The following is a 12,066-nucleotide window of genomic DNA, read 5'->3' as shown; positions in this document are numbered from 1 at the left end:
GTCTATATATATATTAGTATTTGCAGGAGCAATAAACTTAATAACTCTATTATTTAAACTTTTTTATTCTTCATGTAAACATAATTAAAAATTTATAACATAAACTTTATTATTAAGTAAATTTAAAAACTAATTTTTAAAAAATAAAAAGGTTCCAAAAGGGAACCTTTTTATAATTATTCTTCTAAATTTTCTATTAAGCTAGCAATTTCTTCTGCTGCTAAAGCTTCATCATCACCATTAGCTATAACTTTAACTAATGAATCTTTAGAAACTCCTAAAGATAAAACTCCAATTAAGCTTTTAACATTAGCTTTTTTTCCATTAAACTCAAGACTTACATCTGATTTAAAAGCGGAAGCTTTTTTTACTAATAATGTTGCTGGTCTAGCATGTAAACCAGTTGAATTTTTTACTAAAACTTCTTTAGTTACCATATGTGCACACCTCTTTACTAAATTTGTTACAATAATATCTAACTATTTTATTATAAACATTTTCTTGTGAAAATTCAACAATTTATTAACTAATTATTACAAACTAATTCATTAACAAATTTTTTTATTCTCTCTAAACCTTTTTCTATATTTTCACTAGATGTTGCATAAGACAATCTTATGTAATTATCTTTTCCAAAAGCTATTCCTGGAATAACTACTACATTTTCTGTTTTTAAAAGTATTTCTGCAAATTCAAAAGAATTTTTTATATTAAATTTATTCATTAACTCTTTTATATTAACCATAACATAAAAAGCTCCACTAGGAGTTATATAAGAAATATTTTTTATTTCACTTAATTTTTCAAGCATTATATTTCTTCTTTTTGAAAATTCTTTTATCATAGAATCCAATTGTTCCTGTGAACCCTCTAAAGCTTCTACTGCTGCATATTGAGCTATTGTATTTACATTAGATGTTGTATGACTTTGTATACTTGACATTAGTTTACTTATTTTCTCATTTGAAGCAGTATATCCAATTCTCCAACCTGTCATAGCATAGGATTTAGAAAAACCATTTATAACTATTGTACGATTATATGCATCTTCATTAATACTTGCTATGCTAATATGTTTATTATTATCATATATTAATTTTTCATATATTTCATCTGATATTATATAAAGATTATTTTCTTTAGCAAACTTAGCAATTTTTTCTAATTCTTCTTTACTATATATACTTCCTGTAGGATTATTAGGAGAATTTATTAAAATTGCTTTACTTTTAACAGTTAAATTTTTAGCTAATTCATCAACTGTAACTTTAAAATCATTTACTTCACTAGTTTCAATAATAACTGATACTCCATCATTTAGTTTTATTAATTCAGGATAACTTACCCAATAAGGAGTTGGTATCATAACCTCATCTCCTGGATTTAATAAGGCTGTAAAAATATTTGCTAAACATTGTTTTGCCCCAGTAGAAATCACAATATTATTTATTTTATATTCTAAATTATTATCTTTCTTTAATTTTTTTATTATTGCATTTTTAAGTTCAACAATTCCTGATGCTGCAGTGTATTTAGTTTTCCCATCTTCCATTGCTTTTACAGCCGCATTTATTATATTTTGTGGTGTATTAAAATCTGGCTCTCCAACCCCAAAACTGATTACATCTACACCATTTTCTTTTAATTCTGCCGCTTTTGCTGTAAGTGCTAATGTTAAAGATTGTTCAACATTTAATGCTTTTTTTGATAAATTCATAAATATGCCCCCTTTAGTTTTTATATAAGGTATTTAAATTCCTCATTTTTTAATTATATCTTAACTCTAAAATCAATATATCACCTTTAAGTAATAAAGTAAATAAAAAGACTAATCTAAGATTAGTCTTTTTCATTTTAAATAATATTATCTTGGTTGAACAATCAGTTTTATAGCTGTTCTTTCTTCTCCATCTATTTCTATATCGGTAAAAGCTGGAACACACACTATATCTTTACCACTTGGTGCTACAAACCCTCTAGCTATAGCTATTGCTTTTACTGCTTGATTTATAGCTCCTGCTCCCACAGCTTGTATCTCTACAATATTTTTTTCTTTAATAATAGCCGCTAATGCTCCTGCTACTGAATTAGGATTTGATTTTGTTGAAACTTTTAATACTTCCATTATTCCATAACCTCCTATAATATTATACGCATACGTTTACAAGACAATATTATGCAAACTCTATAATAATATATTCTATAATATATTATAAATTCCTTCTATTTTAATTTAAAACATAAAAAAAATACATTTTGTGGAAACAAAATGTATTTATTATCTTTTTAATTACTTTGCATAGTCAACTGCACGGGTTTCTCTTATAACATTTATTTTAATTTGACCTGGATATTCTAGTTGTTCTTCTATATTCTTAACAATGTTTCTCGCCATCTCAATAGCCCCTGCATCATCGACTTGATCTGGTTTAACCATAATTCTAATCTCTCTTCCAGCTTGAATGGCATATGACTTTTCTACACCTTCATATGAAGTAGCTATTTCTTCTAATTTCTCTAATCTTTTAATGTAAGCTTCTAGAGTTTCTCTTCTTGCTCCTGGTCTAGCAGCTGATATAGCATCTGCAGCTTGAACTAAAACAGCTTCTAAAGATATCATTTCAACATCTCCATGATGAGCTGATATAGCATTTACAATCACTGGTGATTCATGGTATTTTTTAGCTAAATCACCACCAATTAATGCATGTGGACCTTCATATTCTTGATCTACGCCTTTTCCTATATCATGTAAAAGACCTGCTCTTCTTGCAAGATTAACATCTAATCCTAATTCAGATGCCATCAATCCTGCCAAATAAGAAACTTCTACAGAATGTTTTAATACATTCTGCCCATAACTAGTTCTATATTTTAATCTACCTAAAAGCTTAATTATTTCTGGATGAAGTCCATGCACACCTGTTTCAAAAGTTGCTTGTTCTCCTTCTTCTTTGATGTCATTTTCAACATCCTTAATAGCTCTTTCTACCATTTCTTCAATTCTAGCTGGATGAATTCTTCCATCTACAATTAATTTTTCTAATGCTATTCTAGCAACTTCTCTCCTAATTGGATCAAAACTTGAAAGAATAACAGCTTCCGGAGTATCATCTATAATTAAATCTACTCCTGTTAATGTTTCTAATGTTCTTATATTTCTTCCTTCTCTACCAATGATTCTACCCTTCATTTCATCATTTGGTAATGATACTACATGAACTGTTGACTCTGATACATGATCAGCAGCACATCTTTGAATTGCTGTAGTAACTATTTCTCTTGAACGTTTATCTGCTTCTTCTTTTGCTTTTGCTTCTAAATCTTTTATCATTATAGCAGTTTCATGTTTAATTTCTCTTTTAACCTGCTCTAATAAAATTGTTCTTGCATCTTCACTTGAAAGATTAGATATACTTTCAAGCTCACTTCTTTGTTGCTCATATAAACTTTGTACACTTGCTTCAAGTTGTTCAACTTCTGTCATTTTTTTATTTATACTGTCTTCTTTACGCTCTAATAACTCACTTTTTTTATCTAAAGATTCTTCTCTTTGAATTAATCTTCTTTCCAATCTTTGAATTTCATTTCTTCTATCTCTGGATTCTTTTTCAAAGTCAGTTCTTAACTTGTGCACCTCTTCTTTAGCTTCTAAAATTGATTCTTTCTTAATAGCTTCTGCTTCCTTTTTAGAAGTTTCAAGAGCATTCTCTGCATCTTTTTCTAAGCTATCAATTTTATTTTTAGAAGCTTTTTGAATCATATTATATTGAACTACTGCTAATATTGCTAATATTACAATCATGATTAGTATCTCTACTATCCATTTCATAATAAACACCTCCTTGCATTATTTATCTTTATAAAAATTAAGCACAGAAAGGTGTCATAATTATTCTCACTGTAATTTTCCTGAATATGATAAACCAGTATTTGTTATTATTGTATAGTATATTTATTCTTATGTCAAGTTATCTACTTAGTTATGTTTTACTTTCTTTTAAAGTTTTATACTTAGTTAATTTTAAATTTATTTAATTAAAATCAATCAAATTTTAATTAAATAAAAAGCACTATTTTAAAGTAGTGCTTTTTCATACATTATTTTTCCTTTTTTTTACCTTCTGTTTCTATTTTACTTAACGGTAAATTATATTTCTTTCTAATTTTATTTTCTATTTCTAAAGCAATTTCACTATTATCCTTTAAATATTGTTTAGCATTTTCTCTACCTTGACCTAAACGAATATCTCCATATGAGAACCATGCTCCACTTTTCTGAATAATCTCTTCCTTTACTCCTACATCTACTATATTGCCAGTTTTTGAAATACCTTCATTATACATAATATCAAATTCTGCTTGTTTAAATGGAGGAGCGACTTTATTTTTCATTATTTTAACTCTTGTTCTATTTCCAGTTATACTATCACTTTGTTTTATAGAATCTATTCTTCTAACATCCATTCTAACTGAAGCATAAAATTTTAAAGCTCTTCCTCCTGGGGTTGTTTCAGGATTTCCAAACATAACGCCAACTTTTTCTCTTAGCTGATTTATAAAAATAGTTACACACTTTGATTTATTTATTGTTCCAGCTAATTTTCTTAAGGCCTGAGACATAAGTCTAGCTTGTAATCCAACATGGGCATCTCCCATTTCACCCTCTATTTCAGCTCTTGGAACTAATGCCGCTACTGAATCTACTACTAATACATCTATAGCACCTGAACGAACTAATGCTTCCGCTATTTCTAACCCTTGTTCTCCTGTATCTGGTTGAGAAACTACTAAATTATCTATATCAACACCTAATCTAGTAGCATATGCTGGATCTAAAGCATGTTCTGCGTCAATATAAGCAGCTGCTCCTCCTACTTTTTGTGCTTCTGCTACTATATGTAAAGCTACAGTTGTTTTTCCTGAACTTTCTGGTCCATATACTTCTATTATTCTACCTCTAGGAACACCACCAATTCCTAATGCTATATCTAAATCTAAACATCCTGTGGAAACAGCTTCAATATTTGCAGCCGTATTTTCTCCTAATTTCATAATAGCACCTTTTCCAAATTGCTTTTCAATTTGGCTCATGGCCATTTCAATTGCTTTTAATTTATCTGAATCAATATTTGCCATAATAACTCCTCCTCACTCTCCGAACATTTGTTCTAAGATAATTATATTCTATAATATTAAAAATGTCAATAATAAATGTAAAGCTGTATAAAAAATTTATAGACTTTACATTTTAATTATTGACTCTTTTTATAATATTAAATCTTACTTATTTATGCTTACAGCATTTTTATTTTTAATAAAATAATCTACACCTGATATCATTGTTATTATAACAGCTATGTATAAAAGTACTGTTGGAACATAAGTAAATAATATTTTTAAAATATCATTATTATTAACAAACATATTAAACATTGATATATTTATTATATTAACCTTTAATAGTAAAGCTATTATAGCAACCATTTGCATCACTGTTTTTATTTTTCCCCACCAACTAGCAGCAATAACTATTCCATCAGCAGCTGCTAAAGTTCTAAGTCCTGATACAGCAAATTCTCTTGCTATTATTACTGTAGCAGCCCATCCTGGTACTAATTGAAATTCCACTAATGATATTAAAGCAGCAGTAACTAAAAGCTTATCTGCTAAAGGATCCATGAATTTTCCAAAATTAGTTATTTGATTTCTTGATCTAGCAATATATCCATCTAACTTATCAGTAAGAGAAGCTATTATGAATATAGTTGTAGCTATTGAAATCCCATATGGTATATCTCTTACCGATACAAATATTAAGAATATCGGAACTAAAAATATTCTTATTAACGTTAATTTATTTGCAAGATTCATCACATACAACTCCTATTAAATCGTATTCTAAAGCTTTTTCTATTTTAACTTTATATATACTATCTTTATTTAAACCCTCACCTTTTATATATATACATCCATCTATATCTGGAGCCATTTCATAGCTTCTTCCTATATAATATTGTCCATTAAATTTTTCTATAAGAACATCATATATTTTATCTTTTTTATTAGCATTAATCTTTGCTGAAACATCTTTTTGAATTAGCATTAATTCTTCTTCTCTTTTTACTTTAATTTTTTCATCAATTTGATTTTTCATTAAAGCTGCAGCTGTTCCTTCCTCCTGCGAATAAGTAAATACTCCTACTTTATCTAGTTTTGTACTTCTTAAAAAATCTTTTAATTCATTAAAGTTTTCTTCATTTTCTCCTGGGAATCCAACAATTAAAGAAGTTCTTAGTACTATATTAGGAATTTTATTTCTTAACATTTTTATCTTATTCAATATTTCTTCCTTAGTTGTCTTTCTTCCCATTCTTTTTAGTATCTCTGTACTAATATGCTGAATTGGCAAATCTAGATATTTACACACTTTATCATTAGAAGCTATTTCATCTATTAACTCATCATATATAGCTTCTGGATAACAGTACATTAGTCTTATCATCTCAATCCCTTTAATTTTAGATAATTCCTTCAATATTAAATGCAGCTTTTTTTCACCATAAATATCAATACCATAATTAGTAGTATCTTGAGCAATTAATATTACTTCTTTTATACCATTCTTAGCTAAATCCTTAGCTTCTTTTAATATTGCATCTAAATTTCTACTTCTAAATTTTCCTCTTATTTTAGGTATAATGCAATATGTACAGAAATTATCACAACCTTCTGCTATTCTTAAATAAGCTGTAGCCTTATCTGTAGTAATTAATCTTATTCCTTCATTTATAGTAATATCACTATAATTTAATATACTTACCTTTTCATTTTTATTTATAAACTTCTCTATTGCATTGTTTATAGTGGCATAGTCATTTACACCTAACATAATATCAATCTCAGGAATTAATTCTCTTAATTCATCTCCGTATCTTTGAATCAAACATCCTGTTGCTATTAACAACTTGCATTTATGAGTATTTTTGTACTCTGCCATTTCTAAAATAGTATCTATAGATTCTTGTTTAGCTTTTTCAATAAACCCACAAGTATTAACTATTAAAATATCTGCCTCCTTTGCATTATTAGTTAAATCATATTTTGCTTTAACATTACCTAGCATTATTTCCGTATCAACTCTATTTTTATCGCAGCCTAAGCTAACAACTCCTACTTTATATTTAGTCAAATTTATTCCTCCTATGTGCGAAATTATATACTACTAATTTTAAAGCTGTTTTGCAATTTAAACAAGAGTTTTTTATTCCGCATTCTCTAATTCTTCCTTTGAAATCAATATTTGTCTTGGCTTACTTCCATCTCTTCCAGATATTATTCCCTTTTCTTCTAACTGCTCCATTATTCTTGCAGCTCTATTAAAACCTATTCTTAATCTTCTTTGAAGATATGATGTAGACGCTTGACCACTTTCAACAACAATGTTAATAGCTTCATCTAAAAGCTCATCATTACTGTCAATAGATTTTAAATTTCCACTTTCTATTGAATTTATATGATTTAAGATCTGCTCTTCATATCTATCACTTTGTTGTGAATTTTTTACAAAAGATACAATCTGTTCTACTTCTTCTTCTGAAATAAATGCTCCTTGTATTCTTAATGGCTTAGATTCACCAACAGGATAAAATAACATATCTCCTCTTCCTAATAACTTTTCTGCACCTGCTGAATCTAGTATTGTCCTTGAGTCTATTTGACTTGATACAGCAAAAGATATTCTTGAAGGTATATTAGCTTTAATTACACCTGTAATAACATCTACTGATGGTCTTTGTGTAGCTATAACTAAGTGCATACCTGCAGCTCTAGCCATTTGAGCTAACCTACAAATATAATCTTCTACATCATGTGGACACACCATCATTAAATCTGCTAATTCATCTACAATCATAACTACATAAGGTAATTTTTCTTCAATAATTCCTTTATCAGCCATAGAATTATAAGAATCTACATTTCTAACTCCATTATCAGCAAAAAGTTTATACCTTCTAGTCATTTCATTAACAGCCCAATTTAATGCAGCTGCAGCTTTTTTAGGATCAGTTACTACTGGAGTTAATAAATGAGGAATACCATTGTATACACTTAGTTCAACCACTTTAGGATCTATCATTAATAATTTAACATCTTCTGGTGAATATTTATATAAAATACTTATTATCAATGTATTTATACATACACTTTTTCCTGATCCTGTTGCCCCAGCTATTAATACATGTGGCATTTTGCTTAAATCAGTGACTATACATTTCCCTGTTATATCCTTTCCTAATGCACATGCTACTTTAAAATTGTTCTCTTCAAATTCTTTAGATTCTAAAATTTCTCTAAAAAATACAGGATTTTGCTCTTTATTTGGAACTTCTATGCCTATTGCTGACTTTCCTGGTATTGGTGCCTCTATTCTTACCCCACTAGCAGCTAATCCTAAAGCTATATCATCTGCTAAATTAACAATTTTACTTACTTTAACACCAGCTTTAGGTTGTAATTCAAATCTAGTAACAGAAGGTCCTTTAGTTACTTGTAATATTTTAGCTTCAACTCCAAAACTAGCTAAAGTTTCCTCAAGCTTATTAGCATTAGATAATAATTCTTTTTTATCATCTTTATTTAATTTTAAATGAGTATTTATATTTAATAAATCTGCATTTGGTTTTATATACTCTATAGGCACATTTGAAGCTGTGCTAATTGTTTGGCTTATTTCTTTATTAACTGTTTCTTTCATTTCACTATCTAAACTTTTTTGTTCAGCTTTTCTTGATTCTCTTGGAATTATTATTGTCTTCTCTAAATTTCTATTATCTTCATCTTTTTTATTTTTTTCTACAGCTATTTCTGTATCTATATTAGTTAAAGAAGAATCCTTCATAAAATCAAAAATTTTTATTTTATTATCTAAGTTGCTTATAAATTCATCCTCTTCATTTAAATTTTTATCAATATCTATATAAGAATTATCTTCTTCATAATTTTTATTGTCTTTATTTGTAAATTTATTACTATCATCTTTAAATCTAGCTAAAATAAGAGGTAAATTTTTTAAATTATAATTAAACATTAACGTTGAAGATATTATATATAATGTAATTAAAATTAAATATAACCCTAATTTTCCTATTAATTTATATATGGGTAAAACTATAAAAAAGCCAATAATTCCTCCATGAAGATAACTACCAGAAGATAATATATCTTTTAATGTTTCTAAATATTTTCCATCTACATAAAAAGCATCAATAGCTAACATTTGAATAAATAATATTGTTGTTATTAAAAATAGAGTTACTCCACTCCATATTTTAGATAAAGTAAACTCTTTTTTTATTACATAAATTCTTATAATAGCATAAATAACGTAAAAAGGTACTATAAATGCTCCTACACCCATAAGATTTACTAATATTTCTTTAGATAATATACTTAAATATCCAGCCTTATCAGTGTATAAACTAAATATTAATATAAGCATAATACAGCCAACTAATAAACCATATATTTCTGAGTTTAATTTTAACTGTTTTGATTTTTTCTTCTTTTTCTTTTTAACCATTGTTATCACCCCTCATCTTAACATTTTCAAATTAAATAAGCATCAAAAATATATTTTAAATTTATTACTACAAAAAATAATTATACATTAGATTACATATTTATATAAGATTAATTTTTTATTTTTTTTTACTAATATCTACTAAGTTTTATTTTAACATATTTAAAAATTATTCTTCAAATATAAAACTAAAAAAATTAAATCATAGGTATATACCTATGATTTAATTTTTTTACTTTCTATAAGTTCTTTTAATTTTTTTAATGCTTCTTTTACTCCACCAACTTCATTTATTAATCCACATTTTACTGCATCTTTACCAATTAATATGGTTCCCATATCATTTAATAGGTCATTTGTTTCCATCATTAAATTTTTTAAAATTTCTAATTTAATATTTGAAGTTCTTATTATAAAATCATTTATTCTATCTTGCATTTTTTCAAAATATTTAAATGTTTGTGGAACTCCAATAACTAGTCCATTCATCCTTATAGGATGTATTATCATTGTAGCCGATGGAGATATAAATGAAAAATCTGATGCTGTTGCTAAAGGAACTCCTATAGAATGACCTCCACCTATTACTAAAGAGACAGTAGGTTTACTTAAACTTCTTATCATTTCTGAAATAGCTAACCCTGCTTCAACATCTCCACCTACAGTATTTAATAAAAATAATATTCCTTTTATATTTTCATTTTGCTCTAACTCAACTAATTGAGGAATCATATGTTCATATTTTGTTGTTTTAGTTTGTGGAGGTTGAGCATTGTGCCCTTCAATTTGGCCAATGATTGTAATAACTTGAATATCATCTCTTTTTTTATGTTTTTCTGGCAAGGAAGTTCCTAATTCTTTTATTTCATCTATTTTTTTATTTCCATTATTTTCATGCTCTTCATTCATAATACACGCCTCCTATATAAGATAGTGTTTACAAATTGAGCTGTTTTATTCTAAGTTTCCATAAATGCTCTATGAAGTAACTGTATAGCTAACTGAACTTTTGAACTTTCAACTAAACACCATATAGTCATATGTGAATCTGCTGTTTGCAGAACTTCAATATTTTCTTTATCTAAAGCTGATACTATTCTAGCCATAATTCCAGGAATACCTTTTATTCTTGAACCTACTATAGCTATAGTACTTAATTCCTCTATTAATTTATATTTTAATTTATTAGTTTCCATAATTTCTTCAAAGACATTTTTTACATCTTTATGAATAGTGAATACTTTTTCTTTTGGAAATATATTTATTAAATCTAAACTTATATTCCTCTTTGCTAATATTTCTAAAATATTTTTATATGCTATATTATTTTTATTATCCTCTTGCTTAATATAAACTTGTATTCTTCCAGGTTGATGAGTTATTCCCGTAATAAATTTATTATTATTTAAATCACCTAAGTTATCTATTAATGTTCCAATACAAGAAGACATAGTATTTTTTATAATAAGAGGTATTCCGCCTCTCATTGCAATCTCAACTGCTCTTGGATGTATAACTTTCGCTCCATGATCAGCTAATTGAAAAACTTCATTATAACTTATTTTGTTTATTAATTCAGCTTCGTCAACAATTCTTGGATCTGCTGTCATTATTCCATCTACATCAGTATATATTTGAATTTCTTCTGCTTTTAATGCTACACCTAATATAGCAGCTGTAGTATCACTTCCCCCTCTTCCTAAAGTAGTGAAAAATCCTTCTCTATCAACACCTTGAAATCCAGCTACAACTGGAATTTTACCCTGAGATAATATTTGTAACAATTTCTTTGAGTTTACATCTATTAACTTAGCTGAAGAATAATTATCATCTGTTAATATCCCAGCTTGACCTCCTGTCATTGGTATTGCTTCTATATTATTATTGTATAATTCATTACTTATAACTACAGTACTTATCATTTCACCACAACACATTAATAAATCTGTTGCTAATATATTATGTGTTTTAAAGCTATCTTCTACTAGTGATAATAATGTATCAGTAGCATAAGGTTCTCCTTTTCTTCCCATAGCCGATACAACTACCACTGGAAAATATCCTTGTGTAATAGCTTCTTTTACTTTTGAAACTACCATTTCTCTTCTTTTTTTAGTAGATACTGATGTACCTCCAAATTTTTGTATTATGATTTTCAAGATTTCACACTCCTATAACTTTGTTTTTCTTATATTTTGTTCCTCAACATCTAATATTATAGTTTTAGCTCCTATTCTTTTAACATTTTCCCATTCTATTTCTAAATACTCATCAGAACTAAATAAACTAAATTTAGAACTTCCTAAGTTTACTATTAAATATTTTAAAACACCATTCTCATCTACTATAATATCATTATTTGATAATGAACTATATTTTTCTCCATCATTTATATTTATAATTTCATATTTCTCTATATCACTTAAATATTTTATACTATTTCCCATAAAAATAAAAACTACCTCCATATTACCATATTAATT

General features: G+C 27.2%; 11 protein-coding genes. All 11 read right to left on the bottom strand.

All coding sequences use genetic code 11. The features are described 5' to 3' along the window. Nucleotides 1–176 precede the first annotated feature (176 nt). A complete protein-coding gene (locus tag GBZ86_RS07910) occupies nucleotides 177–437 on the bottom strand; it encodes an HPr family phosphocarrier protein (RefSeq protein WP_152889419.1) in 261 nt (86 codons plus the stop codon). Nucleotides 438–526: 89 nt separating this feature from the next. Continuing rightward, nucleotides 527–1,717, bottom strand: coding sequence for a pyridoxal phosphate-dependent aminotransferase (locus tag GBZ86_RS07905; protein ID WP_152889417.1), 1,191 nt, complete (start codon nucleotides 1,715–1,717; stop codon nucleotides 527–529). A gap of 147 nt (nucleotides 1,718–1,864) precedes the next feature. Further along, nucleotides 1,865–2,125 (bottom strand): stage V sporulation protein S, encoded by a 261-nt coding sequence (locus tag GBZ86_RS07900; RefSeq protein ID WP_016206312.1) that lies wholly within the window; start codon nucleotides 2,123–2,125, stop codon nucleotides 1,865–1,867. A 165-nt stretch (nucleotides 2,126–2,290) separates the two neighbouring features. Continuing rightward, complete coding sequence (gene rny, locus GBZ86_RS07895) at nucleotides 2,291–3,832, bottom strand: ribonuclease Y (protein ID WP_152889416.1); 1,542 nt, start codon at nucleotides 3,830–3,832, stop codon at nucleotides 2,291–2,293. 269 nt (nucleotides 3,833–4,101) lie between these two features. Further along, nucleotides 4,102–5,139 (bottom strand): recombinase RecA, encoded by a 1,038-nt coding sequence (recA, locus tag GBZ86_RS07890; RefSeq protein ID WP_152889414.1) that lies wholly within the window; start codon nucleotides 5,137–5,139, stop codon nucleotides 4,102–4,104. Between the two features lie 144 nt (nucleotides 5,140–5,283). Further along, entirely contained in the window at nucleotides 5,284–5,874 is a 591-nt protein-coding gene (gene pgsA / locus GBZ86_RS07885; protein WP_152889412.1) for a CDP-diacylglycerol--glycerol-3-phosphate 3-phosphatidyltransferase, read from the bottom strand. After that, nucleotides 5,858–7,192 (bottom strand): 30S ribosomal protein S12 methylthiotransferase RimO, encoded by a 1,335-nt coding sequence (gene rimO, locus GBZ86_RS07880; protein ID WP_152889410.1) that lies wholly within the window; start codon nucleotides 7,190–7,192, stop codon nucleotides 5,858–5,860. The genes pgsA and rimO overlap by 17 nt, the downstream gene beginning before the upstream one ends. A 72-nt stretch (nucleotides 7,193–7,264) precedes the next feature. Next, nucleotides 7,265–9,583: an FtsK/SpoIIIE family DNA translocase gene (locus GBZ86_RS07875; RefSeq protein WP_152889408.1), complete on the bottom strand. Its 2,319-nt coding sequence runs from the start codon at nucleotides 9,581–9,583 to the stop codon at nucleotides 7,265–7,267. Nucleotides 9,584–9,799: 216 nt separating this feature from the next. Then, nucleotides 9,800–10,492 carry a ClpP family protease gene (locus GBZ86_RS07870; protein ID WP_152889406.1) on the bottom strand — a complete coding sequence of 231 codons (693 nt, stop codon included), beginning with the start codon at nucleotides 10,490–10,492 and terminating at the stop codon, nucleotides 9,800–9,802. A 50-nt stretch (nucleotides 10,493–10,542) separates the two neighbouring features. Then, nucleotides 10,543–11,742, bottom strand: coding sequence for an aspartate kinase (gene dapG, locus GBZ86_RS07865; protein WP_152889404.1), 1,200 nt, complete (start codon nucleotides 11,740–11,742; stop codon nucleotides 10,543–10,545). A gap of 12 nt (nucleotides 11,743–11,754) precedes the next feature. Beyond that, a complete protein-coding gene (locus GBZ86_RS07860) occupies nucleotides 11,755–12,030 on the bottom strand; it encodes a YlmC/YmxH family sporulation protein (RefSeq protein WP_152889402.1) in 276 nt (91 codons plus the stop codon). Nucleotides 12,031–12,066: the final 36 nt, after the last annotated feature.

The sequence above is a fragment of the Clostridium tarantellae genome (assembly GCF_009295725.1).
GTDB lineage: Bacteria > Bacillota > Clostridia > Clostridiales > Clostridiaceae > Sarcina > Sarcina tarantellae.
The sequence above is the reverse complement of the archived record's forward strand: the minus strand, read 5'-3'. Positions and strand labels throughout refer to the sequence as shown.

What these genes read in the sequence shown, in the direction of transcription:
- recA (WP_152889414.1), bottom strand. Translation starts at nt 5,139, where the DNA reads ATGGCAAATATTGATTCAGATAAATTAAAAGCAATTGAAATGGCCATG.
- GBZ86_RS07870 (WP_152889406.1), bottom strand. Translation starts at nt 10,492, where the DNA reads ATGAATGAAGAGCATGAAAATAATGGAAATAAAAAAATAGATGAAATA.
- pgsA (WP_152889412.1), bottom strand. Translation starts at nt 5,874, where the DNA reads ATGAATCTTGCAAATAAATTAACGTTAATAAGAATATTTTTAGTTCCG.
- GBZ86_RS07860 (WP_152889402.1), bottom strand. Translation starts at nt 12,030, where the DNA reads ATGGGAAATAGTATAAAATATTTAAGTGATATAGAGAAATATGAAATT.
- GBZ86_RS07900 (WP_016206312.1), bottom strand. Translation starts at nt 2,125, where the DNA reads ATGGAAGTATTAAAAGTTTCAACAAAATCAAATCCTAATTCAGTAGCA.
- rny (WP_152889416.1), bottom strand. Translation starts at nt 3,832, where the DNA reads ATGAAATGGATAGTAGAGATACTAATCATGATTGTAATATTAGCAATA.
- GBZ86_RS07905 (WP_152889417.1), bottom strand. Translation starts at nt 1,717, where the DNA reads ATGAATTTATCAAAAAAAGCATTAAATGTTGAACAATCTTTAACATTA.
- GBZ86_RS07910 (WP_152889419.1), bottom strand. Translation starts at nt 437, where the DNA reads ATGGTAACTAAAGAAGTTTTAGTAAAAAATTCAACTGGTTTACATGCT.
- GBZ86_RS07875 (WP_152889408.1), bottom strand. Translation starts at nt 9,583, where the DNA reads ATGGTTAAAAAGAAAAAGAAGAAAAAATCAAAACAGTTAAAATTAAAC.